Here is a 24,079-nt window from a genome sequence, read left to right as displayed (position 1 = left end):
GACATGCCGCGTCATCCGGCAGCAGCAAGGTTACAGCTTCAAGCGCGCGCGCGCCGCATCGTATTCGGCTTTCAGGCGCGCCACCATCTCTTCCACGCTCGGCACGTCATCCATCAAGCCCACACCCTGGCCCGCGCCCCAGATGTCGCGCCAGGCTTTGGCGCTGCCCGAGCCGAAGTTCATCGCGCTCTTGTCCGCTTCGGGCAACGCTTCCGGATCGAGTCCGGCCGCTTCGATCGATTTTTTCAGGTAATTGCCGTGCACGCCCGTAAACAGGTTCGTGTAGACGATGTCCGCCGCGCTGGAATCAACGATGGCGTCGCGGTAGCCCTCGCTGACGTTCGACTCCTTGGTCGCCAGCCAGCGCGAGCCGATGTAGGCAAAGTCGGCGCCCATGGCTTGCGCGGCCAGCACGGCGTCGCCCGTGGCGATGGAACCCGACAACGCCAGCGGACCGTCGAAGAATTTTCGCACTTCGCCCACCAGCGCGAACGGCGACAGGGTGCCCGCATGGCCGCCGGCGCCGCTGGCCACCAGGATCAAGCCATCGACACCGGCTTCCAGCGCTTTTTTCGCATGGCGGATCGAAATCACGTCATGCAGCACGATGCCGCCATAGCTGTGGATGGCGTCGAGCATTTCCTTCGGCGGCGCGCGCAGCGAGGAAATGATGATGGGGATCTGGTGTTTCACACACACTGCCACGTCATGCGCGAGGCGGTCATTCGACTGGTGCACGATCTGGTTGACGGCGATCGGCCCGACCTTCTTGTCCGGATTGGCGGCCTGGAAGGCAGCCAGTTCGGCCTGCAAATCCGTGAGCCACGTGTCGAGCAATTCGGCGGGTCGCGCATTCAGGGCCGGGAAGGAACCGACGATGCCGGCCTTGCACTGTGCCGCGACGAGGGCCGGGCCGCTGGCGATGAACATCGGCGAGGCGATTACGGGTAAGGAGAGGTTTTGCAACGCAACAGGCAATGCCATGGCGGACTCGCTGGAAAGTTGATCGGGATGAGAAATACACTGAACGTTGATTATAGTGCAGAAAAAGTACGATCGTGCTGAATTTATCGCCTGACCGTTTCAGCCTTTGTTAAGCAAGTACTCACCCTCGACCCGTGCCGCTGCGGCCCTCACCAGCTGCGACACGGCCCACTCGGCCAGCGCGGCCGCTTCCTGGCGCAGAAAGCGCCGGTTGGCCTCTTCGAAGATGGGCATGCCGCGCAGCAGCGCCGGTATCTCGGCGATGGCGATGCGCTGGCGTTCCAGCAGCAGGAACTTGAGCAGCACTTTTACCGCGTTCTGCGCATTGCGCACGGGATCGGACGCCAGGTAATCGAGGCGCGACCAGGCGCGCTGCAGGGCGCCGGCGGCGTCCTGGAATGGCCGTCCATGGCCGGGAATCACCACGCGCACGTCCAGGCCGGCGATCAGGTCCAGCGTGGAGCGCGCTTCCAGAAAACCGGAGCCGCCATCGAGTTCGGGAAAGATCACGCCAAAACCGTTTTCCCACAGGGCGTCGGCAGAGATCAGGATGCCCTCGTCGGCGCAGTAAAAAATCAGCGAGTGCGGATCGTGGCCCGGTGCGCCCAGCGCTTGCCAGCGCATGTCGGCCAACGTCAACATGTCGCCCGGCGAGACGGTGGCGTCAAAGCCGAAGCGCGGGCATTGCTGGCCCGTGGCCTGGAAACTGAGGGCATCGACGTCCCACGCGCGCACCTTGTCCGCTTCCGAGACGGGAATGGCCGTGTGGCAGCCGTATTGCGCTTGCAGCAGCGCGTTACCGCCGCAATGGTCGGAATGCAGATGCGTATTGAACAGGCGGTCCAGGGGCCGGCCATCGAGACTGTGGCGCAGCAGGGCCAGGGTTTGCGGCGCATGCGTGACATATCCGCTGTCGATCAGCGCCGTGTCGTCCCGCCCCTGGAACAGGATGTTATTCGACGACAGCCAGCCGCGTTCGAACACCTGCATGGCATCGGGGAACAGCGCTGGCGATCGCGGCATGGGCTTCCTCAGTAGTCTGGCTCGAAGTCGAGCAGGGATACACGTCCTGGCAATTCGGCTAACACGGCGCGCTTGAAGTCGTCGTCGGCCTTGCTCCAGGCGATGATCTCGTCAAGCGTGCGCAGGCAGCCTTCACACAAGCCGCTGTTGCGGTTCATCTTGCACAGGCTGACACAGGGCGACGGCACCGGTGACGGCAAGGGGAGCGGAACGGCTGGCGGAGGTGGGGTAGCGACCATCATGGAGCGGCATCGGTAAACGTGAAGGCTTTCATTATGCCGCGAAACCGCGCCGGCGAGTCGGCGGCATCGCCATGCAATGTTTCTGTGAATAAAGTTTCAAGTGAAAACATGATCAAAAAATCATTTTCTGGCAATTTATTTTGCAGCCCATTCTCACTCTGCGGGTGCCCGTCCTACAGCGTTATCAGACCAAATCCTGCTTGACTTGAGATACTACACAACTATACTACCATCCATACAGATGGCAAATGGATGCCACGTGGAGTTTTTGGAGAGATATGGCCAAGCAAGACAGCAAGCCCAAAATTGGGGAATCCGAGAAAATCACGATCAACCTCGGCTTGATCGACCTGGGGCAGATCGATTTGCTGGTCCAGGAAGGATTTTATTCCAACCGCACGGATCTGATCCGTACGGCCATACGCAACCAGCTGGGTATCCACGCCGACGTGGTGAAACAAACCGTCGCCCGTAAAAGCCTGGTATTGGGCATGCAGCATTATTCGCGCGCCGACCTGGAAGCGATCCAGGCAGCCGGCCAGCGCCTGCAAATCCAGGTGCTGGGACTGGCCAGCATTGCCAGCGACGTCTCCGTGGAACTGGCACTGGCCACCATCGAGTCGATTTTCGTATTAGGTGCCCTGCACGCCAGCACCGTCGTCAAGACGGCGCTCGCAGGGCGAATTCACTAGCGTATTGGTTCGCGGCGATGACCCGGCCGATGCGCGGCACCGTTAAGGATGGTCATGAAACTACCTCTCAACATGTTGGCGCAGATGCGCGCCGCAACCCGCAATCTGATGGGCGGCGGTCCCGCCGCCGCCACCGAAGCGATCCAGCAGGCGCTGTCTGCCGCCGGCCTGACGCCGCCGGCGGCAGCCACGCAAGCGCCGCCACCGCAGCCGATGCGCGATATCAATCCACCACCTGCGTCACCACCTGCGCAGGCCCGAGCCGAGCAGCCGCAAGCTGACGCCGCGCCACCCACGCCCGCGCAGGCGGCGCAGGACTTCGCGCAGGATTTCATGGCGCGCCTGGGCGTGCCGGCCGGCCTGGGCCAGCACAGCTTCGACATGCCCAGTTTCGAGCTGCCGAATTTCCACCCGCCCGGCTTCAACACGCCGGCCGCCACGCCGGTGGAGATGCCGGCCGGTGCGCAATTCATCGACGGCGTGTACCGCAACCATGCGGGCACGCGCTCCTATAAACTGTATATCCCCAGCAGCTATCACGGCCAGGCCATGCCGCTGATCGTCATGCTGCACGGCTGCACGCAAAATCCCGATGATTTCGCCGCCGGCACGCAGATGAATGCGCTGGCCGAAGAAAAGGAATGCTTTGTCGTCTACCCGGCGCAAACGCAGGGCGCCAACAGTTCGCGCTGCTGGAACTGGTTCAATGCCATCGACCAGCAGCGCGACCAGGGCGAACCATCGCTGATCGCCGGCATCGCCCGGCAAGTCATCGACGAATATCCAGTGAATGAACGCGAAGTGTTCGTCGCCGGCCTGTCGGCGGGCGGCGCCATGGCCGTCATCGTCGGTACCCTGTACCCGGACCTGTTTGCCGCCGTCGGCGTGCATTCAGGCCTGCCCTTCGCTTCGGCGCAGGACTTGCCATCGGCGCTGGCCGCCATGAAGGGCGGCGCCATGCCCAATGCCCAGCGCAAGGCGCCGGCCGGCGGCGTGCCCATCATCGTCTTCCACGGCGACCGCGACACCACCGTCAATCCGCGCAATGGCGATGAACTGATCGCCCAGGGCGTGCGCAGCCAGGCAGGCGGCAAGGCGGCCAAGGCCGCATCCATCGACGGCAGCGTGCCGAATGGCCACCGCTACACGCGCACCACGCACAGCCAGGCCGATGGCTCCCCGCTGGGCGAACACTGGGTCATCCACGGCGCCGGCCATGCCTGGTCCGGCGGCAGCCATAACGGCAGTTATACGGATGGAAAAGGGCCGGACGCGAGCCGGGAAATGCTGCGCTTCTTCAAGACCGTCAGTTGATATTGTCGGTGTAGGGCGCGATCTGCCGCTGCTTGTCGGCGATCTCGCATACGCCGTCGGCATAGCGGGTGGAGATGGCGATGAACTGCTCCTGGATCTGCAGGAAGGCATCGACGATCTCGGCGTCGAAGTGCGAACCGCGTCCTTCGACGATGATCTGCACGGCCTGTGCATGGTCCATGCCCTGCTTGTAGATGCGCCGGCTGATCAGGGCGTCATACACGTCGGCCAGCGCCATCAGGCGCGCCGAAATCGGGATGGCTTCGCCGGCCAGGCCTTGCGGGTAGCCGCTGCCATCCCATTTCTCGTGGTGGCTGTAGGCGATCTCTTTCGCGTACTTGAGGAAATCGACTTCGATGCCCAGCTCGTGCTCGGCCGCCAGGATGGCGTCGCGCCCGAGCGTGGTGTGCGTCTTCATGATGGCCATTTCGTGCGGCTCGAAACGTCCGGGCTTGAGCAGGATATGGTCGGGGATGCCCACCTTGCCGATGTCGTGCAGCGGCGCCGTCTTGAACAGCAGTTCGATATTCTTGTCCGTCAAAAAATCGCGGAAGCGCGGCAAGCCGCGCACCTTCTCGGCCAGCGCCTTCAGGTAGTGCGAGGTACGGCGGATATGGTTGCCCGTCTCGCTATCGCGCGTCTCGGCCAGCGAGGCCATGGCGTGGATCGTGACGTCCTGCAGCGCCGCCACTTCCTGCACGCGGCGCTCCACCTCCGTTTCCAGGTATTGGTTCTGGTCGCGCAAGAAATCCTGCATCTGCTTCATCGCCAGTTGCGTCCTGATGCGCGCCAGCACGATGGGCGCCGAAATCGGCTTGGTGATGTAATCGACGGCGCCCAGGGCCAGGCCCAGCTGCTCGTCCGCCACTTCGCTCATGGCGGTGACAAAAATCACGGGGATGCCGGCCGTGGCGGGATCGGCCTTCAGCGCGCGGCACACGTCGTAGCCGCTCATGCCCGGCATCATGATGTCGAGCAGGATCAGGTCGGGCTGGTCGCTGCCGGCGGCGATCTTCAGGGCGCGCTCGCCATTCACGGCGATCTTGGTGCGGTAATCGTCTTCCAGCACCGCGCGCAGCAGGTCGATATTGTCTGGCGTGTCATCGACCACCAGAATGGTTGGCTTGCTTGCCGGCGCTCTCATGCCCGTCCTTCGCTCTGCATAGTTATCCTTGTCACAGTGTCAGCTCCAGCGCATCGGCCACCTCGCCCAGCTGCGCCAGCGCACCTTCGAAATCGTATTGTCCCAGCATGCGCTTCAACTGGCGCGCGTGTTCCGCCTGCCCGGCCGCGACCAGCACGGGGCCAATGCCGTCCAGGTGCTTGACGGCCTGCGCATCGTCCTGCAGCAGCAGCTGCGACAATTCGCGCAAACCCGCTTCCAGGTGCGCCCGGTCCACCGGCGCCACGTACGCCACCGCCGCGCCGCCCGCCTCGGCCGCATTGCCACGCGACTGCATGGCCAGCACGACTTTCGGCACCAGCTCGTCGAGCGCCAGGGCGCAGGCGGCCAGCGCCTGCGGCAAGCCGTCGTGCGAACCCAGGCTGAGCAAGTGCTCGACCCGCGCAGCGCTGTCGGCCAGGCCACCGGCACCGATATTGCCCGCCAGGCCCTTCAAGGTATGCGCTTCGCGGATCGCGGTTTCCAGCTGGTTGTTCTCGATGGCGGCAATGATGCGCTGCATGGCGTCGAACTGGGTTTCCACAAAACGGTCCAGCAATTTTCGCATCAAAACGGCATTGCCGCCCACGCGACGCATGGCTTCCGCCATTTTCAGGCCGGCGATCACGGGCAGCTCCGCTTCCGGCTGCGGCATCACCGCCGTCATTGCCTGCGGCGTGGCCGGTGCGATCCAGCGCGCCAGGGTACCGAACAGCTGCGCCACGTCGATCGGCTTGGCGATGAAATCGTTCATGCCGGCATCCAGGCATTTTTCCTTGTCGCCCACCATGGCATTGGCCGTCATGGCGATCACGGGCAAATTCGAATAGCGGGGATCCTGGCGCAGCTTGCGCGTCGCCTGGTAGCCATCCATCACCGGCATCTGGCAATCCATCAGCACGCCGTCATAGGCGTTTTCCTCGATCTTCGCCAGCGCGATGGCGCCATTGCTGGCGATGTCGACGCGGATGCCGGCGTCGTTGAGAATATGCTGTGCCACTTCCTGGTTCACTTCATTATCCTCCACCAGCAGCAGCCAGGCGCCGCGCAAGGCGCGCTCGTCATCGCGGTAGCTGCTCTGGCGCTGCGTCTTGCGGCTCTGTCCCGTCACACCGCCAAACACGAACGATATCTGGTCGAGCAGGGTCGAGGCGCTGACCGGCTTGTTCAAGACGCCGTCGAACGGCAAGTCCCGCTGGCGCGCCGCTTCCAGCAGCGCTTCGCGATGGAAGGCCGTGACCATGATGCAGGCCGGCGTCGCATCGATGCCGGCGGCATCGGCGCGGATGCCGGCCAGGGTATCGAGGCCGTTCATGCCCGGCATTTTCCAGTCCATCAGTACCAGTCCGTACGCTCGCCCCTCGGCGCGCGCCTGCGCCACGGCGCCGATGGCCAGCACGCCGCCAGACACGGCACGCGCCTCGAAGCCCAGCGCCGTCAGCATGCTGACGAAGATTTCACGCGCACTGGGGTTGTCATCGACCACCAGCACGCGCAGGCCCTGGAACTGCTGCTGATGCTGCAGTTGCGGCAGGCTGTCGCGCGGCACGGCGGCCAGGCCGAAGCGGGCCGTGAAGAAAAAGGTGCTGCCCACGCCCGCTTCGCTGACCAGGTCGATCTCGCCTTCCATCATTTCCACCAGGCGCTTGCTGATGGTCAGGCCCAGGCCCGTGCCGCCATGGTGGCGCGTGGTCGAGGTGTCGGCCTGGGTGAAGGCCTGGAACAATTTGCTGCGCTGGGGCGGCGTCAGGCCTATGCCCGTGTCGCGCACATCCACGCGCAAGACAGCCGCACGTTCTTCCAGCTGCTGCAAGCGGATGGTGACGACGATCTCGCCCTTGTCCGTAAACTTGATCGCGTTGTTGGTGAGATTGATCAGCACCTGGCCCAGGCGCAGCGGGTCGCCCTGCAAGGCGTTCGGCACGTCGGGGGCGATGTCGAACAGCAGTTCCAGTCCCTTGTCCTGGGCACGCATCACGGACAGGTCGGCGATCTGCGCCAGCACGTCCTCGAGGAAGAAATCGACTTTTTCAAAGGCCATCTTGCCCGCCTCGATCTTCGAGAAATCGAGGATGTCGTCGATGATGGCCAGCAGGTTCTTCGAAGCCGACTCCACCTTCTCCAGGTAGTTGCGCTGGGTCGACGTGAGGTCCGTCTGCAGCGCCAGGTGGGTCATGCCGATGATGCCGTTCATCGGCGTGCGAATTTCATGCGACATATTGGCCAGGAAGTCCGATTTCATCTTGGTCGCATCCTCGGCCACTTCGACGGCGTGGCGCAGGTCCTGCTCGACGGCCAGGCTGGTGCTCATGTCCTTGAGCGCCTGCAGCAATTCGCCCGTCTCGTCGCGCGACGTCACTTCGATGACGGAACTGAGGTCGCCATTGGCCACGCGCGTGGCGATCGCCACCGCCTCGCCCAGCGGACGCGTGATCGAGCGCGCCGACCAGGCAAAGGCGAGACCCGTCAGCAAGGCTGCCAGGCCGATGCCGCCCATCAGCAGTAGCGAGGTATCGATGTCGTTGCGTATCCTGGCCGCGCTGTCGCGGATCAGCTGCTGCTGCAGGTCGTCGAGCTGGCCCACGTACAGCAGCACTTTTTCCAGCACCGGCAAGGTCTGCGTCTGTATGGCCTGCTCGGCGCGGGCATCCTCGCCGCGCTCGATCAGTTCGAACATCGTCTTGAGCGAAACATAGTAATCGGCGCGGGCCAGGTGCATCTGTTCCAGCAGGCGCCGTTCCTCGGGCCGCGCATCGAGACCGTCGAGAATGCGCACCTGCTCATCGATGCCCTGCTTGATCGCTTCCAGGCGCGCCTGGTTCGCCTGGCGCAGCGCCGGCTCGTGCTGGTTCGGCAGGTTGCCGATGCGCGTGGCCGCCTCGCGCGCCAGCCCGTGGATCTTGCTGGTCGCCTTGGCGGCGACCCAGTCGCGCTGCAGGATATCGTCGGTCTCGGCGCGGATGGCATAGATGCGGCTCCCCGCCAGGACGATAACGACCAGCATCAGCACGATCAACATGGCATAACCGGCATTGATGCGCACGCCGATGCGGATATCCCTGAAACGCATGAGGGTTTCCTATCAGAAATTCTTAAAAACCGAAGTCTGAACGTATTCCCCTACAAAATGCAAGGTCTTTTGCAAAGGAAAAAGCGCGCCGATACGCTTATTTGGCCGGCGTTGCTGCCGGGGGCGTCAAGCTGGCGATATGGGCTTGCAGGCAGGCGGGACACCAGCAGCCCGCGGCGGCGCTGCCGGGCACGGGAACGGCTGGCGGCAGGGCCACGCACCAGCAGGGTTCCTTGGCGTCCGGATCGCGCTGGCCACACTGGAAGGTGGCGTCGCAGAGAGTGCACTGGCTCATGGCTGTGTGTGAATTGGCAAGTGTGTGTCATGCTGCGCCGGGATGCGACGCAGATGTAACTGGCAGTAAAAGGGCTGGCTGGGGAACATATCGGGCCAGACTATAGGATCATCAGGGAAAATACAACAAGATCGCCCTATAATGCCTCCAAGATTTTCTTCTTCCCTGTAAAATCTCACAAATCTATTTTCCGGACTCGCCATGAATCAACTAGCTAACTTGAACCTGGACATGAATGACGACTTGACGGCGGTGTCGCCACAAATCAAGGCGCAGATTCTGGCCGAGGCCCTGCCCTACATCCGCAATTTCCATGGCAAGACCATCGTCATCAAGTACGGTGGCAATGCCATGACGGACGAACGCCTGAAGCACGGCTTCGCGCGCGACGTCATCCTGCTCAAGCTGGTCGGCATGAACCCTGTCGTGGTGCACGGCGGCGGACCGCAGATCGATAATGCGCTGAAAAAAATCGGCAAGCAAGGCACCTTCGTGCAAGGCATGCGCATCACCGATGAAGAAACCATGGAAGTGGTGGAGTGGGTGCTGGGCGGCGAAGTGCAGCAGGATATCGTCATGCTGATCAACCATTACGGCGGCCAGGCTGTGGGCCTGACGGGCAAGGATGGCGGCTTGATCCGCGCGCGCAAGATGCAGATGCCGGACCGCGAACATCCGGGCGAATTCCTCGATATCGGCTTCGTCGGCGAGATCGACGCGATCAACCCGGCCGTCGTCAAGGCGCTGCAGGACGACGCCTTCATTCCCATCATTTCGCCGATCGGTTTCGGCCAGGATGGCCAGGCCTACAACATCAACGCCGACGTGGTAGCCGGCAAGATCGCGGAAATCCTGAAAGCGGAAAAACTGATCATGATGACCAACATCGCTGGCGTCCAGGACAAGCAGGGTAACCTGGTGACCGACCTGTCGGCACGTGAAATCGACGAGATGTTCGCCGATGGCACGATCTCGGGCGGCATGCTGCCGAAGATCTCGTCCGCGCTCGACGCCGCCAAGTCCGGCGTGAACACCGTGCACATCATCGACGGCCGCATCGAACACTCATTATTGCTGGAAGTGTTGACCGAGCAGGCTTTTGGTACTATGATCCGTTCGCACTAAAAAAATCGCAATGCATCACAGCGAGTAGTTTGGCGGCGCAGATCACCTGGCGCCGCTTTTAATTTGCCCTTGTAGCTCAGTGGTAGAGCACTCCCTTGGTAAGGGAGAGGCCACGTGTTCGATCCACGTCAAGGGCACCAGTATCCTTTCCCCGCAGCTAAAAAACTGTCCATGGCGGCGTTGTCCTTCCTCGCCGTACATTCAGCGCTAATACACCCGCTCGACCTTCAAGCCCTTCTGACGCAATAGCTCCGGCACGCTTTTCGTTCCGACCAGGTGCAGCACGCCGATGGCGGCCAGGCTGGACTTTTCGCGCGCAAGCAAGTTGGCGATGCCGTCGGCCAGGGCCGGGTTGCGGCCATCTAACAATACCTTTTGCACGAACTGCGCGGCGAACGAGGGGTCTGTTGCCGCCTTGGCCGCCAGCTTGTTGAAGGCGGCCGCGTCGGCCGTGCGCCATGCGTTGGCGATGTCGCGCGCTTCCTGGCTTTGTTCCTGATCCTCGATCGACGCCACGCCGTCTTCCAGGAAGCGGCACTGGTCTACCGGCGACATGGCGCCGAACAGCGCCATCTGGCCTTCCATCGATTCGAGCTCCAGCACGGGGATCTTGCGCGCCCTGGCCTGCTGCGACAGATAATTGTCGACGGCCAGGTCGGAGCGGTAGCCCAGGGTGGAAAATTCGCCGATGGCCAGCATGCTGGCCAGCATCCACGGCTTCATCGGCGCCACCGACTCGGCTGGAATGCCGTATTTTTGCAACAGCGGCGCCAGGCGTGGCGCCAGGGTCTGGCGGCAATCGGTAGGTACTTTGCTGCCCGGCGCCTCCATGCCGTATTTCAGCACGGCGCCCAGGGCGGCACGCGGATCGGCGCCCGGATCGATCTCCAGCGCCAGCGCGCCAGCCTGATGCAGCGCCTGCGTCACGGTCGGCTCGAGCGGATAAAAGTCGGGTGCGCCGACGTGGATGGTACCGAACAGATACAGGGTATGGCTGGCATCCTGCACCTTGAACAGGGCGCCCCGGTTTTGCGCCACGGGCGGCGCTTCGGCAAAGGCCGCCGGCAACGGCAGCAAGAATAATCCGCAAAACATCACTATAATCTGGCGTCGCATGGTTTTCCTGATTGTTGAATTTTTCATCCTGCTTATCATCTTGCCTAAAGACTCCTGTGCCTGTGTCCCATCTTAACCGCTCGTCGCCGGTCTGGCTGTTTGACCTCGACAACACGCTGCACAATGCCTCGTATGCCATCTTCCCCACCATCACGGCCAATATGAACACGTATATTGCCCGCGTGCTGGGCGATGGCGTCACGCCGGCCGACGAAGCCATCGTCAATGCGGCGCGCGCGGCCTACTGGCGCCGCTATGGCGCCACCTTGCTGGGCATGGTCAAGCACCACCAGGTGCAAGCCGCGCATTTTTTGCACGAGACGCACGCGTTCGACGATTTGCCGGCCATGATACGCGCCGAGCGGGGGCTGGGGGCTTTACTCAAGCGCCTGCCTGGCCGTAAAATTTTACTCACCAACGCGCCGCTGCGCTATTCGAGCGACGTGATGCGCCACCTGGGCTTGCGCCAGCATTTTTCACACCACGTCGCCATCGAAGCGATGCATGTGCACCGCCAGCTGCGGCCCAAGCCATCGACCCTGATGCTGCGCAAACTGATGCGCAAGCACCACATCCGCCCTGGCCGCTGCATCCTGGTGGAAGACACCCTGGCCAACCTGAAGGGTGCGAAAAAACTGGGCCTGCGCACGGCCTGGGTCACGCAATACCTGAAAATGGCCGATCCGATCGGCGTGGCGAAGTTGCCCAAGGCGTTAAATCGCCCCGCTTATGTCGATGTCAAAGTAAAATCTGTCCGGCATTTGGCACGCCGCCTTCACCGTCTGCGTTGAAGGGGACTCCTGGGCTTCCGGTTGACGCCGGAAGCCGCACCGCTAGCGGCGGTGACGGACCTCCCATCAAGGCAGCATTTTTTTTAACGACAAGAGAAAATATGGCAAGCACACCGCCGGGCCAACGCAGGCTACAAATTCTTCAGGCCCTCGCCGCAATGCTGGAGCAGCCGAAAGGCGAAAAGATCACCACTGCCGCACTGGCAGCCAGACTGACCGTGTCGGAAGCGGCCCTGTACCGCCATTTCGCCAGCAAGGCGCAAATGTTCGAAGGGCTGATCGAATTCATCGAGTCGAGCGTCTTCGGCCTGATCAACCAGATCGCGGAAAAGCACAGCGACGGCATGACGCAAACGCGCGACATCATCGGCATGCTGCTCAATTTCGCCATCAGCAATCCGGGCATGACGCGCGTATTGATCGGCGATGCGCTGGTCAATGAGGACGAGCGCCTGCAAGTGCGCATGAACCAGTTCTACGACCGCGTGGAACTGGCGCTCAAGCAGGCCTTGCGCGTGGCCGCCGCCGAGGGCCATGGCAAGGAAAGCGAAGTGGCGGCGCGCGCCACCCTGATCGTCAGCTTCGTCATCGGACGCTGGCACCGCTACGCCAAGAGCGGCTTCAAGATCAATCCCTCCCAGGAAGCGGCGCTGCAAATCGCCATGCTGCTGGGGTAAGTCACCGCTGCGGCTGTCCCCATGCACACCGACTGTTTCGCCCTGCTCGACGACGCCAGCACTCCGGGCGCCGGTTCGCGCCTGTACACGGGCCTGGCGGCAGTCTTGCAGTGCACCGAGGGGCGACAGTGGCCGGCCCTGCTTGAAGGGCTGCAAGAGGCCTTACATCGCGGCCAGTACGCCGTCAGCGTGTGCAGCTACGAGCTGGGCGCGCATTTGCTGGCCATGCCGCCGCGCGCGGCAGGCATCAACGCGCCGCCGCTGGCGCAAGTGCTCGTCTTCGAGCATTGCACGCAGCTGTCGCAGGACGAGGTGGCGCAGTGGCTGGACGAGCGCGTCAGCGCGGACGCCGCGCCGGCCGGCGTGGCCGATATCCGCGCGAACGTGGATCAAGCCGAATTCACGCAGGCACTGCACCGCATCCACGACTATATCGTGACTGGCGACACCTATCAGGTCAACTACACGTATCGCTTGCGCTTCGATGCTTTCGGCTCGCCCCTGGCCCTGTATGCGCGGCTGCGTGCGCGCCAGCCCGTGCCCTACGGCGCGCTGGTAATGCTGCCCGATGGCGGCGCCCTGCTGTCGCTGTCGCCGGAACTGTTCGTGCGCCATGCGCAGGGCGAGTTGATGGCGCGTCCCATGAAGGGCACGGCGCCGGCCGCCCCGCCTGAACAAACGGCAGAAAACGCGCGCCGCGCCGCGGCCTTGTCTGCCGATCCGAAGAACCGCGCGGAAAACCTGATGATCGTGGACCTGCTGCGCAACGATATCGGCCGCATCGCCGTCACGGGCTCCGTCAAGGTGCCGGCCCTGTTCGAGGTGACGCGCTACAGCAGCGTGCTGCAAATGACCTCCACCGTGCAGGCGCGCTTGCGCGGCGACGCCAGCCTGGCCGACATCTTCCAGGCCTTGTATCCATGCGGCTCGATCACGGGCGCGCCAAAACGCCGCACCATGGAAATCATCGCCGAACTGGAACCAGCGCCACGCGGCATCTACACGGGCGCCATCGGCTGGTTCGATCCGCCAGCCGCCGGCGCCGCCCACGCCGTGGGCGATTTCTGCATGTCCGTGCCGATCCGCACCCTGGCCTTGCAGCCGGCTGGCCCTGACGGCATCCGGCGCGGCGAGATGGGCGTGGGCGCCGGTATCGTCCTGGACAGCGACCCGCACGAGGAATTTGCGGAATGCCAGCTCAAGGCCCGCTTCCTCACGGGCCTCACGAACGACTTCGAACTGTTCGAGACCCTGCACGCCAGCCGCAACGATGGCTGCCGCCAGCAAGAGCGCCACCTGGCACGCCTGGCCGCCTCCTGCGCCTACTTCGGTTTTACCTGGGACCAAGATGCCGCCCGCGCCGCGCTGCAGACAGCCTGCGCAGCACGCCCCGATGATGTCCCGTTCCGCCTGCGCCTGGCGCTGCGCCAGGATGGCCGGTTTACGACGCAAAGCGGTGCCCTCACCGCCTTGCCGGAGACAGTCAACATCCTGCTGGCGCCCGACGCCACGACTGCCGACGACCTGTTCCTGCGTCACAAGAGCAGCGTGCGCGCGCGCTACGATGCGGCCTGGCGCGCGGCCGAAGCGCAAGGCGGCTTCGACATGCTGTTCTTTAACGAACGGGGCGAATTGACCGAGGGCGGACGCAGCAATGTCTTCGTCCGCCTGGACGGCCGCTGGCACACGCCGCCCCTGTCCTGCGGCCTGCTGCCCGGCGTGCAGCGCGCCGCCATGCTGGCCGATCCCGCCTGGAACGCGCAGGAAACCATCATCACGCGCGCCATGCTGGCGCGGGCCGATGCGATCGTCGTGTGCAATGCGCTGCGCGGGGCGCTGCCGGCACATATTATCGCTAGCGCCTGAAACCGTTCAAGGCAAGGCACATTGCCGAAGGCAGTGCAACGGCACGACGAGGCATTGCAACGCCGCCATGGACTGTTTCAGTCGCTAGAGATCTACCTGCATCTCGTAACCGCCGTAGATCATCCGCTTGCCATCGAACGGCAGCTTGGCCGGGTCCATCATCTCGGCCAGGCGCGGGTCTTTCATGACCTTGTCGTTGATTTCATCGCGCTTGGCGCGCGACGCATACACGATCCAGGAAAACACCACCACTTCGCCATCTTGCAAGTCCACCGCCTGCGGGAACGAAGTCAGCTTGCCTGGCTTGACATCGTCGCCCACGCATTCGCGAAATTCCAGCGCGCCATATTCGCGCCAGACGGCGCCGCAACTGCGCGACATGGCCAGATAGGCATCGAGCTTGGCCTTCGGTACGGGTACCACAAATCCATCGACATACGCCATGATGTTCTCCTTGGTTGTGACAAACGCGAACAACCAGCTTAGGACAATGATGGCAAGACGACAAGCGCGGCATTAAAAAAAAGCAGGCGATCAAGCCTGCTTGCGTCTCGGCAACTTACAGCGCCAGCGCTTTTTCCACCGCGCCAACGAGTTTCTTGTCGTCCGGCGTCACCTTGCTGGGGAAGCTTTCCACCACTTTACCGTGGCGGTCGATCAGGTATTTATGGAAATTCCAGGCCGGGGTCTTGCCCGTCTGCTTGATCAGGTCCACGTACAGCGGATTCGGCGTAGGACCGGAGACGACGGACTTCGAAAACATGGGGAACTTCACGCCATAGGTGTTGTAGCAGAAATCGGCGATTTCCTTGCTGCTGCCGGGCTCCTGCTTGCCGAAATCGTTCGACGGGAAGCCCAGTACTACCAGGCCCTTGCTGCCGTACTTGGCGTACAGCGCCTCGAGCCCTTCATATTGATTGGTAAAACCACAATAACTGGCCGTATTGACCACCAGCACGACCTTGCCCGCATACTGGCACAGGTTTTGCGGCGCTTCATCCTGCAGGCGGTTGAAAGTCTGCTTGAGGATGGCGGGGCAGGCCGCTGACGCGGCGGCAGCTGGCGCGGTGTCGGCGGCATGGGCCGGCATGGCCAGGCTGGCGCCGGCGGCAAGGGTGGTGAGCGCAAACAGCTGGGCAAGGGTCTTGGACATGAAGGGCACCATGGTTGAACGGAAAAAAACCATTCTATGTCAAACGCCGCGCGCGCGTATGAGACGGACAACAACAGCGATTGCTTGAGCGACATCAACGACGGTGCAGTACTTGCCCAAAGCACAGTTTTTTTACCTATGCTCGGCCTTCCTGTCCCTTTCCTTGCCTTCTGGAGTCGCCATGCCCTTCCCGCACCTGACCGCGCACCTGACTACACTAACCACCGCCCTGCTGGCCGCCAGCCTGCTCATCCTGGCGCCAGGCGGCGCGCACGCCGCCACGACGGCCAAGGCCGTCAAGCCCGCCACGACCAAGGACGCCCCCGCCCTGCCCGGCTACCAGGCTGACCTGAGCCAGACCACCGTGTCCGGCCTGTCCTCGGGCGGCTTCATGGCGGCGCAGTTTGCCGTCGCCTACTCGGCTACGGTGGCCGGCGCCGGCATCATCGCGGGCGGTCCGTATTTCTGCTCGGGCCAGCCGGGCCGCTTCCCCTACATCCCCTACCTGACGAATGCCCTGACCACCTGCATGAATCCCGGCAGCGCGCAGGTGGCGCCGCCCGTCGCCAGCGAATTGCTGCGCGCGGCGAACGATTTTGCGCGCGCCCGTCTCATCGACGACACGGCCAACCTGAAACGCCAGCGCGTGTATCTGTTCAGCGGAACGAAAGACCGGACCGTGACGCAGCCGGTGGTGGAGCAGGTGGGGAAATTCTACCAACTGGCGGGCACGCCGGCCGAGCAGATCCGCTTCGTCGACAATGTCGGCGCAGGCCATGCCATCATCACGGACAACAACCAGGACAAGCCTTGCGCCGTGACGGAGTCGCCCTTCATCAACGATTGCGACTACACGCAGGCGCGCGACATCCTGCAGCACCTGTACCCGGACCTGCAACCGTCGGCGACCACCTTGACGGGAAAGCTGATCGCCTTCAACCAGCGCAGCTTCATCCAGAACGCGTACTCGAGCATGAACAATACGGGCTACGCCTACATCCCGAAAGCCTGCGACAGCGAGAGCTGCCGCGTGCACGTGGTGTTCCACGGCTGCCTGCAAACGACGCAGGCCATCGGCGACCGTTTCTATACCAGCACCGGCTACAACCAGGTGGCGGACGCCAACAAGATCATCGTGCTGTATCCGCAAGCCGAACCGAGCCCCGTCTACCCGTACAACCCGAAAGGCTGCTGGGATTTCTGGGGCTACACCAGCATCAATCCGATCGACCCGGATTTCTACCGCAAGAGCGGCACGCAGATGGAAGCGGTCAAGGGCATGCTGGACCGCCTCGCCGCGCGCCGCGGCTCGCGTTAAGCGGCCTTAGATCCCGCCCATGCAAATGTATTTGATGACGAGATAGTCTTCGATACCGTAGGTCGACCCTTCACGGCCCAGGCCCGATTGCTTGACGCCGCCGAAGGGCGCGATCTCGTTCGAGATCAGGCCCGTGTTGACGCCGACCATGCCCGTTTCCAGGCCTTCGGCCACGCGCCAGATACGGCCGATGTCGCGCGAATAAAAGTAGGCGGCCAGGCCGAACTCCGTGTTGTTGGCCAGGGCGATCACTTCATCGTCCGTCTTGAAGCGGAACAGGGGTGCCAGCGGGCCGAAGGTTTCCTCGGTGGCCACGCGCATGTCGTTCGTCACATCGGCGATGATGGTCGGCTCGAAGAAGCCATTGCCCAGCGCATGGCGCTTGCCGCCGGCCAGCAGACGGCCGCCCTTGCCCAGCGCGTCGGCCACGTGTTCTTCCACCTTGGCGACGGCCTTGGCGTCGATCAGCGGGCCTTGCGTGACGCCCGCTTCGATGCCATTGCCCACCTTCAGCTTGGCCACTGCCGCCACCAGCTTGTCGGCAAACGCGTCATACACGCTGTCCTGCACGTACAGACGGTTGGCGCACACGCACGTCTGGCCCGCATTGCGGTATTTCGAGGCGATGGCGCCTTCCACAGCCGCATCCAGGTCGGCATCGTCGAAGACGATGAACGGCGCATTGCCGCCCAGTTCCAGCGACAGTTTCTTGATCGTTGGCGCGCACTGCTCGGCCAGCAAACGTCCCACCTGGGTTGAACCCGTAAACGTCAGCTTGCGCACGATGGGATTCGACGTCATTTCGCCGCCGATGTCTTTCGGCGCGCCCGTAACGATGCTGAACACGCCGGCAGGCACGCCCGCGCGCTCGGCCAGCACGGCCAGCGCCAGCGCGGAAAACGGCGTCGCTTCCGCCGGTTTCAGGACCATCGGGCAGCCCGCGGCCAGGGCCGGGCCGACCTTGCGGGTGATCATGGCGGCGGGGAAGTTCCACGGCGTGATGGCGGCGCACACGCCGATCGGTTCCTTGGTGATGACCAGGCGGCGGTCCGGCCATGGCGATTGCAGGGTGTCGCCCGCAACGCGCTTGCCTTCTTCGGCAAACCACTCGATGAACGAGGCGCCGAACTGCACTTCGCCCTTCGCTTCCGGCAGCGGCTTGCCCTGCTCGGTGGTCATGATCAGCGCCAGGTCGTCGGCGTTTTCCAGGATCAGGTCATGCCAGCGGCGCAGCACGGCGGCGCGTTCCTTGGCCGTCTTCTTGCGCCAGGCGGGCCAGGCGGCATTGGCCGCTTCGATGGCGCGGCGCGTCTCGGCTGCGCCCATCAGGGGCACCGTGCCGATATGCTCGCCCGTGGCGGGATTGCTCACATTAATCGTCTGGCCACCATCGGCATCCGCCCAGGCTCCATTCACGTAAGCCTGGTGACGCAACAAGGTAGGATCTTTCAACTGCAGCATATGGATCTCCGGTCTGGTTTGAATTATCGACGAGGGATACTATGCCACAGCGCGGCCGATTCCGCAGGCTCGGCGCTGAATTGGCCTGACCTCTACTCGACCTTGAAAGACGACAGTTTCGGGTCCGGCGCCGGGTATTCCAGCTTCATGCCCTGCAGGGTTTCCAGCAGCAGGGACGCCACCACCAGGTTGCGCTGCGTCTTGGAGTTCGATGGCACCACGTACCACGGCGCGTGGTCGGCATCCGTCTCGCGGATCGCCGTTTCATAGGCGCGCTGGTAGCCATCCCACTTCTTGCGCTGGGCGATATCGTTGGGGTCGAACTTCCACTGGCGGTCGGGATCGTCGAGCCGCTCCTGCAGCCGTCCGCGCTGCTCGTCCTTCGAGATATGCAGGAAGATTTTCAGGATGACGGTGCCTGTTTCGCTCAGCATGCGCTCGAAATCGCGGATCTGCGCGTAGCGGCGCTGGCATTCGGCCTTGTCGATCATGTCCTGCACGCGCGTGATCAGCACATCCTCGTAATGGCTGCGGTTGAAGATGGCGATCTCGCCCTTGACGGGCACGTGCTGGTGCACGCGCCACAGGTAGTCGTGCGCCAGTTCGATATCGGTGGGTCCCTTGAACGCCACGGCGCGGATGCCCATCGGGTTGATGTTGCTGAAGATCGCCTTGACCGTGCCATCCTTGCCCGACGTATCCATGCCCTGCAAGACCAGCAACAGCTTCTTTTTGTGCTGCGCATACAGCATGCTCTGGCACTCGGCGATCTGCGCCGTCAGGGCCACGGTTTCCTCGCGATCGATGGCCTTGCACTGGGCCGGCGTCAGCTTCTTGTTGGCCGCCTTGGTGGCGGCGCCCAGCAGGCGCTTGCCGGCGAAATCCTCGCTCAGGTCAAAACCCTTGCCGGCGCGAAATTGCGTGCGCGCCTTCATGCCGCCACCGCCAGCTTGCGGTGCTCGATTTTTGTGCAATGATCCATCACCACATCGAGTCCCGCCGCCCGCGCCAGTTGCGCCGCCTGCTCGTTGACGATGTCGAGCTGCAGCCACAGACAGCCGGCCTTGACGGCGATGGCTTCCTCGGCGATGGGCAGGATATCTTCCGACTTGCGGAAGCAGTCGACGATGTCGATGCGCGCCGGTGCCACCGCCGCCGCAGCCTCCGTCAGGGTGGCGTAAGCGCGCTGCCCCAGCACGTCGCGCCCGGCGAGCGCCGGATTGACGGGCAACACGCGGTAGCCATGCCGCAGCAGGTAGTCGGCCACTTCATGGCTGGCGCGTTCGGGCTTGTCGGACATGCCGACGATGGCGATGATGCGGCTGTCTTGCAGGATGCGGGCGATGTTGGACATATTCTGGTCTATGAGGCGTGCGACATTGCCCGCCTAGCGTAGCAGATTCCCGTCCCGCCGGGAGCTAGCCAGAAGACTTAGCCTTGCGCACGGCCGCCATCTTCGCCACGAAAGCTTGCGCGCGCGCCGTCACGGACGCGTAATCTCCCGTGGCGCCCGGACCACTGAGGCTGCTGCCAATGCCCACGGCCACGGCGCCGCTGGCAAACCATTCATGCAGGTTCTCCACCGTCACGCCGCCCGTCGGCATCAACGGCGCTTGCGGCAAGGGTGCCCGCAGGGCCTTGATGTAAGCGGGGCCGAACATCTCGGCGGGGAAGACCTTGACGATGTCGGCGCCGGCCTGCAGGGCCGTGACGATCTCCGTCGGCGTCATCGCCCCCGGCATGGACAGCACCTGGTAGCGCTGGCACAGCGTGATGGTTTCCACGTTGACGCTGGGTGAAATGATGAACTGGGCGCCGGCCAGGATGGCGGCGCGCGCCGTTTCCGTATCGAGCACCGTGCCCGCGCCCAGCAGCACGTCATGACCATGGCGTTCGCGCAGGGTGCGCAGCACGCCCAGGGTGTCGGGCGTGGTAAACGCCACTTCCAGCGCCGTGATGCCACCGGCGATGCACGCCTCGGCGATCTGCAGCGCCACATCGGGCGAGTCGGCGCGCACGATACCGACCATGCCCCGTGCGAGGATGCCCTCGAAAACCGTATGTTTTTGCATATGCTCTCTCTTTTCAGGCCGGCAGGGCGCCAAAGCGCACTTCCGGCAAACCGCGCACGCCCGTCTGGCGCGCGTGGAACAATCCGCCGGCCAGCGGTTCGCTCGCCAGCTGGGCCGGGGTCAAGCTCTCCTGCGCCGTCGTGACGAACAATTCGTCGTAGTGCGGGCCGCCCAGGCTCACGCAGCTGGGCTGCGAGACGGGCAGGCTGATCTTGCGCTCGACGCTGCCGTCCGGCGCGAAGCGCAAGACCGTGCCGGCGCCCCACTGCGCGCTCCACAGGTGGTCATCCGCATCGATGGTCGCGCCATCGGCGGCACCCGGTCCCGGATCGAGCACGGCAAACACGCGCACACGGCTGACGTCGCCCCCCAGGTAATCGTCCCAGCGGTAGATCGCCTTTTTCATCGAATCGCAGAAGTACATGGCCGTGCCATCGACGCTGAAGCAGATGCTGTTCGAGATGGCGATCTGCGGCAGCGGCAATCGCTCCAGCGTCAAGTCCAGGTTGAGGCGGTAAAAGCTGGCGATGGCATCGCGGCACGGACGTTCATCGAGCGTGCCGAAGACAAAACGCCCCTGGCGGTCGCAGCGGCCATCGTTCAGGCGCGTCATGGGCAAGTCCCCCTCCACCATGTGCAAGGACGTGACAGCCCCGCTACGCGCGTCAAACCAGGCCAGGCGCGAGGCCAGTCCCAGCAGCAGCACGTCGTCGCTGTCCGTCAGCGCGAAGCACGCCAGGCGCTCGGGCATGGCCCAGCTCTGGCGTTCGCCCGTGGCCAGCACCAGCGCATGCAGCTGGCAGCCTTCGATATTCGTCCAGAAAACGCGGCCGCTGCGTTCGCACCAGCGCACGCCCTCGCCGAGAAAATTTTGTGCATCGACCAGTAATTGGGCCTGTGTCCCCATCATCTTTTTTCCTTGTTTTCAGTGAGATTCGCGCGGAACGGCCGAACCCCTGCAGCCGACGAGGAAATCGAGATCCGCGCCTTCGTCGGCCTGCGTCACGTGCTTGATGTACATAGACTGGTAACCGCCCTTCATGGCCGGCTCGGGAGCGCGCCACTCTTCGCGCCGGCGCGCCAGTTCGGCCTCGTCGACGTCCAGGTGCAAACGGCGTCCCGCCACGTCCAGTTCAATCATGTCGCCATCGCGCACCAGCGCCAGCGGCCCGCCCACGGCCGCTTCCGGCGCCACGTGCAGCACCACCGTGCCGTAAGCCGTGCCGCTCATGCGCGCGTCCGAGATGCGCACCATATCGCGCACGCCCTGCTCCAGCAGTTTTTTCGGCAAGCCCATATTGCCCACTTCCGCCATGCCCGGATAGCCCTGCGGGCCGCAATTTTGCAGCACCATCACGCAACTGGCGTCGATATCGAGGGCGGGATCGTCGACGCGCTTTTTATAATGCTCGATGCTGTTGAAGACGACGGCGCGGCCACGGTGCTGCATCAGCTCGGGCGAGGCGGCGGAAGGCTTGATGACGGCGCCGCGCGGGGCCAGGTTGCCATGCAGGACGGCGATGCCGCCCTCGTCCTTGAAAGGCTGCGCCAGCGGCGTGATCACCTCGGGATTGAAATTTTCGGCTTCGGCCACGTTGACGGCCATGCTGGCGCCCGTAACGGTGAGCGCCTCGCCGTGCAATTTACCCAGCAAGTCGCGGATGATCACGGGCAGGCCGCCCGCATAGTAAAAATCCTCCATCAGGTACTGGCCCGACGGCATCAGGTTCAGCAGGCAGGGAATGTCGCGGCCCAGGCGGTCCCAGTCGCCCAGGCGCATGTCCACGCCGATGCGCCCGGCAATGGCCAGCAGGTGGATCACGGCATTGGTCGAGCCGCCGATGGCGCCGTTGACCATGATGGCGTTTTCAAACGCTTCGCGCGTGAGGATCTGCGACAGTTTCAGGTCTTCATGCACCATGTCGACGATGCGCCGGCCCGTCAGCTGCGCCTGCAGCTTGCGGCGCGCATCGACGGCGGGAATGGCCGCGTTGCCGGGCAAGGTCACGCCCAGCGCTTCCACCATGCTGGCCATGGTGGAAGCCGTCCCCATGGTCATGCAGTGGCCGGCGGAGCGCGACATGCACGATTCGGCCTGCTTGAATTCGGCGGACGTCATGCGCCCGGCGCGCACGTCTTCGGAAAATTTCCATACGTCCGTGCCCGAACCGATCGGTTTGCCGCGGTAATTCCCGTTCAACATGGGGCCGCCCGACAGCACGATGGTGGGCAAGTCCACGCTGGCCGCGCCCATCAGCAGGGCCGGGGTGGTCTTGTCGCAGCCCGTCAGCAGCACCACGCCGTCAATCGGGTTGGCGCGGATCGATTCTTCCACATCCATGCTGGCCAGGTTACGGAACAGCATGGCCGTCGGGCGCAGATTCGTCTCGCCCAGCGACATGACGGGAAACTCGACGGGGAAGCCGCCCGCCTCGAGCACGCCGCGCTTGACCATCTCGGCCAGGTCGCGGAAATGGCCATTGCAGGGCGTCAGCTCGGACCAGGTATTGCAGATGCCGATGACGGGACGGCCATCGAAGGCGTCGCTGGGATAACCCTGGTTCTTCATCCAGCTGCGGTGAATAAAACTGTCCTTGTCGTCGCCGCCAAACCACGATTGCGAACGCAAGGGACGCTTGTTCTTGTTGCTGCTCATACTGTCTCCTGCGGGAAAATCAAGCCGCGTGCGGCGGCGATCAGCAGCGCACCGTGACCGGCCAGATAGTCTTGCTGCTGGTCGTCGACGATGATGCGCTTGCCATAAAAAAATCCGTGTTCTTCGATCAGCAGCCCGAGCGCCTGGCGCAGCATGGGTTTACCTGTAATGACGAGCGGGCTATCGGGCCGCATCTGGATGGCGGTGCTGTTGCGCAGCGCCAGCAGGTCGCCGCTGAGGACGGCGCCCATCAGGAAATTGGCCCGCTCATTGCATTCGACGGCGCTGAACTGGCCCAGCGTGCGCACGCTGAAGCAGGCGCGCGCCAGCCCCGTTTTTTGCGCCGCCGCCGCGCCGGCCAGCAGCATTTTCGGCACCAGGGTCTGGGCAAAACCGCCCTCGACCGATTGCTTGATCAGCGTGTGCTGCGTGATCGCCTGCAGCAGCTCGCCCGCGATGGTGGTGCTGCAGCCGAGGATGCGGCGCTGCTCGTCCACGCTGATCAGTTTGGTATGCGAACCGGGCATGATCAGGGTCGCCGCGCCGCGTAATTGCAGGCGCTCGAGCAGCGCGACGACTTCCGTCTCTTCGCCGCGCATCATGTCCATCGCTTCGACGTTGTGCAGGCCGACGGCGCCATGCTGGTTGCGCACGCCGGGAATCAGCCACAGGGGCTGCGCCAGCACGTCGGGCAAGTCCACCGCCTGCATGCCTTGCGCCAGCTGGGCCAGGCCCGCGGGCGCCGGCAAATGCGGCACCTCCTGCACCCCCATGGGCGATGTGATCATGCCCGAGGCCAGCGCCAGGTCCACCTCGGACGGCGCGATGCCGGCGCTGGCCAGCACGCTGGCGATGGTGTCGCGCAGCGCCTGTTTCAGCGCGCCGTTATGGCCATCGATGGCGGTATTGCGCACGCCCGTTTCCAGCTGCGCCTGGGCGACGACGACGCCTGCGCGCCACAGCAAGGTACGCGTATTGGTGGTGCCGGCATCGATGGTGAGTATGTTCATGGGCAGGTTCGCAGCGTCGGTCAGGACAAAAATAAATGAGGGAAAAACTACC

23 protein-coding genes and 1 tRNA gene are annotated in these 24,079 nt (G+C 63.6%); 8 read left to right on the top strand and 16 right to left on the bottom strand.

The window, feature by feature from the left end; genetic code table 11:
- Positions 1 to 30 precede the first annotated feature (30 nt).
- From SJI03_RS05980 to SJI03_RS05970, 3 genes are all read right to left on the bottom strand, one after another.
- Positions 31 to 984 carry an NAD(P)H-dependent flavin oxidoreductase gene (locus SJI03_RS05980; RefSeq protein ID WP_099377741.1) on the bottom strand — a complete coding sequence of 318 codons (954 nt, stop codon included), beginning with the start codon at positions 982 to 984 and terminating at the stop codon, positions 31 to 33.
- Between the two features lie 99 nt (positions 985 to 1,083).
- Positions 1,084 to 2,007, bottom strand: a complete 924-nt coding sequence (locus tag SJI03_RS05975) for an MBL fold metallo-hydrolase (protein WP_322426557.1) — start codon at positions 2,005 to 2,007, stop codon at positions 1,084 to 1,086.
- 8 nt (positions 2,008 to 2,015) lie between these two features.
- Positions 2,016 to 2,249, bottom strand: a complete 234-nt coding sequence (locus tag SJI03_RS05970) for a DUF1289 domain-containing protein (protein ID WP_322426556.1) — start codon at positions 2,247 to 2,249, stop codon at positions 2,016 to 2,018.
- 278 nt (positions 2,250 to 2,527) lie between these two features.
- Between SJI03_RS05970 and SJI03_RS05965 the strand changes: the two genes are divergently transcribed.
- Together SJI03_RS05965 and SJI03_RS05960 are read left to right on the top strand one after the other, a co-directional pair.
- Complete coding sequence (locus SJI03_RS05965; RefSeq protein WP_034783786.1) at positions 2,528 to 2,941, top strand: CopG family transcriptional regulator; 414 nt, start codon at positions 2,528 to 2,530, stop codon at positions 2,939 to 2,941.
- Positions 2,942 to 2,995: 54 nt separating this feature from the next.
- Complete coding sequence (locus tag SJI03_RS05960) at positions 2,996 to 4,255, top strand: alpha/beta hydrolase family esterase (RefSeq protein ID WP_233516114.1); 1,260 nt, start codon at positions 2,996 to 2,998, stop codon at positions 4,253 to 4,255.
- Here the strand turns inward: SJI03_RS05960 and SJI03_RS05955 are convergent.
- The 3 genes from SJI03_RS05955 to SJI03_RS05945 form a co-directional block, all read right to left on the bottom strand.
- The gene (locus SJI03_RS05955) at positions 4,248 to 5,399 is read right to left on the bottom strand and encodes a response regulator (RefSeq protein ID WP_099377737.1); all 1,152 of its coding nucleotides are present in this window, start codon (positions 5,397 to 5,399) and stop codon (positions 4,248 to 4,250) included. The genes SJI03_RS05960 and SJI03_RS05955 overlap by 8 nt on opposite strands.
- 31 nt (positions 5,400 to 5,430) lie before the next feature.
- Entirely contained in the window at positions 5,431 to 8,487 is a 3,057-nt protein-coding gene (locus SJI03_RS05950; protein ID WP_099377736.1) for a response regulator, read from the bottom strand.
- Between the two features lie 97 nt (positions 8,488 to 8,584).
- A complete protein-coding gene (locus SJI03_RS05945; RefSeq protein ID WP_322426555.1) occupies positions 8,585 to 8,782 on the bottom strand; it encodes a cysteine-rich CWC family protein in 198 nt (65 codons plus the stop codon).
- 231 nt (positions 8,783 to 9,013) lie between these two features.
- Here SJI03_RS05945 and argB point away from each other — a divergent pair, with 231 nt between their 5' ends.
- Positions 9,014 to 9,907, top strand: coding sequence for an acetylglutamate kinase (gene argB, locus SJI03_RS05940; protein WP_010393729.1), 894 nt, complete (start codon positions 9,014 to 9,016; stop codon positions 9,905 to 9,907).
- Between the two features lie 65 nt (positions 9,908 to 9,972).
- Positions 9,973 to 10,047 (top strand) — tRNA-Thr (locus SJI03_RS05935).
- A gap of 67 nt (positions 10,048 to 10,114) precedes the next feature.
- On the opposite strand, the gene SJI03_RS05930 is transcribed toward SJI03_RS05935, so the two are convergent.
- Positions 10,115 to 10,984, bottom strand: coding sequence for a TraB/GumN family protein (locus SJI03_RS05930; RefSeq protein ID WP_322426554.1), 870 nt, complete (start codon positions 10,982 to 10,984; stop codon positions 10,115 to 10,117).
- A gap of 95 nt (positions 10,985 to 11,079) precedes the next feature.
- On the opposite strand from SJI03_RS05930, the gene SJI03_RS05925 reads away from it, so the two are divergent.
- The 3 genes from SJI03_RS05925 to pabB all read left to right on the top strand — a co-directional run bounded on the left by SJI03_RS05925 (position 11,080) and on the right by pabB (position 14,357).
- Positions 11,080 to 11,814: a pyrimidine 5'-nucleotidase gene (locus SJI03_RS05925; protein ID WP_322426553.1), complete on the top strand. Its 735-nt coding sequence runs from the start codon at positions 11,080 to 11,082 to the stop codon at positions 11,812 to 11,814.
- A gap of 101 nt (positions 11,815 to 11,915) precedes the next feature.
- Positions 11,916 to 12,491 carry a nucleoid occlusion factor SlmA gene (gene slmA, locus SJI03_RS05920; protein WP_034752791.1) on the top strand — a complete coding sequence of 192 codons (576 nt, stop codon included), beginning with the start codon at positions 11,916 to 11,918 and terminating at the stop codon, positions 12,489 to 12,491.
- A gap of 21 nt (positions 12,492 to 12,512) precedes the next feature.
- Positions 12,513 to 14,357, top strand: a complete 1,845-nt coding sequence (gene pabB, locus SJI03_RS05915; RefSeq protein WP_322426552.1) for an aminodeoxychorismate synthase component I — start codon at positions 12,513 to 12,515, stop codon at positions 14,355 to 14,357.
- 84 nt (positions 14,358 to 14,441) lie between these two features.
- On the opposite strand, the gene SJI03_RS05910 is transcribed toward pabB, so the two are convergent.
- Both SJI03_RS05910 and SJI03_RS05905 read right to left on the bottom strand, forming a co-directional pair.
- Entirely contained in the window at positions 14,442 to 14,801 is a 360-nt protein-coding gene (locus tag SJI03_RS05910) for a DUF1428 domain-containing protein (RefSeq protein ID WP_070258351.1), read from the bottom strand.
- A gap of 115 nt (positions 14,802 to 14,916) precedes the next feature.
- The gene (locus tag SJI03_RS05905) at positions 14,917 to 15,510 is read right to left on the bottom strand and encodes a glutathione peroxidase (protein ID WP_322426551.1); all 594 of its coding nucleotides are present in this window, start codon (positions 15,508 to 15,510) and stop codon (positions 14,917 to 14,919) included.
- A 181-nt stretch (positions 15,511 to 15,691) separates the two neighbouring features.
- Between SJI03_RS05905 and SJI03_RS05900 the strand changes: the two genes are divergently transcribed.
- Entirely contained in the window at positions 15,692 to 16,828 is a 1,137-nt protein-coding gene (locus tag SJI03_RS05900; protein ID WP_322426550.1) for a poly(3-hydroxybutyrate) depolymerase, read from the top strand.
- Between the two features lie 6 nt (positions 16,829 to 16,834).
- Here the strand turns inward: SJI03_RS05900 and gabD are convergent, their stop codons facing one another.
- The 7 genes from gabD to SJI03_RS05865 all read right to left on the bottom strand — a co-directional run bounded on the left by gabD (position 16,835) and on the right by SJI03_RS05865 (position 24,027).
- Positions 16,835 to 18,289 (bottom strand): NADP-dependent succinate-semialdehyde dehydrogenase, encoded by a 1,455-nt coding sequence (gene gabD / locus SJI03_RS05895; RefSeq protein WP_070218955.1) that lies wholly within the window; start codon positions 18,287 to 18,289, stop codon positions 16,835 to 16,837.
- Positions 18,290 to 18,381: 92 nt separating this feature from the next.
- Positions 18,382 to 19,224: a PPK2 family polyphosphate kinase gene (locus SJI03_RS05890; RefSeq protein WP_099377730.1), complete on the bottom strand. Its 843-nt coding sequence runs from the start codon at positions 19,222 to 19,224 to the stop codon at positions 18,382 to 18,384.
- Positions 19,221 to 19,643, bottom strand: coding sequence for a CoA-binding protein (locus SJI03_RS05885; RefSeq protein WP_099377729.1), 423 nt, complete (start codon positions 19,641 to 19,643; stop codon positions 19,221 to 19,223). The genes SJI03_RS05890 and SJI03_RS05885 overlap by 4 nt, the downstream gene beginning before the upstream one ends.
- Positions 19,644 to 19,707: 64 nt before the next feature.
- A complete protein-coding gene (locus SJI03_RS05880) occupies positions 19,708 to 20,361 on the bottom strand; it encodes a bifunctional 2-keto-4-hydroxyglutarate aldolase/2-keto-3-deoxy-6-phosphogluconate aldolase (RefSeq protein WP_099377728.1) in 654 nt (217 codons plus the stop codon).
- 13 nt (positions 20,362 to 20,374) lie between these two features.
- The gene (locus SJI03_RS05875) at positions 20,375 to 21,271 is read right to left on the bottom strand and encodes an SMP-30/gluconolactonase/LRE family protein (protein ID WP_416208729.1); all 897 of its coding nucleotides are present in this window, start codon (positions 21,269 to 21,271) and stop codon (positions 20,375 to 20,377) included.
- Positions 21,272 to 21,286: 15 nt separating this feature from the next.
- Positions 21,287 to 23,017 (bottom strand): L-arabinonate dehydratase, encoded by a 1,731-nt coding sequence (gene araD / locus SJI03_RS05870; RefSeq protein ID WP_322426549.1) that lies wholly within the window; start codon positions 23,015 to 23,017, stop codon positions 21,287 to 21,289.
- Entirely contained in the window at positions 23,014 to 24,027 is a 1,014-nt protein-coding gene (locus tag SJI03_RS05865; RefSeq protein WP_099377726.1) for a 2-dehydro-3-deoxygalactonokinase, read from the bottom strand. Before SJI03_RS05865 ends, araD begins: the two co-directional genes overlap by 4 nt.
- Positions 24,028 to 24,079: the final 52 nt, after the last annotated feature.

Source organism: Janthinobacterium sp. GMG1 (assembly GCF_034427795.1).
Taxonomy (GTDB): domain Bacteria; phylum Pseudomonadota; class Gammaproteobacteria; order Burkholderiales; family Burkholderiaceae_D; genus Janthinobacterium.
Note: the sequence above shows the minus strand (reverse complement) of the source record. Positions and strands in the feature narration are given on the sequence as shown.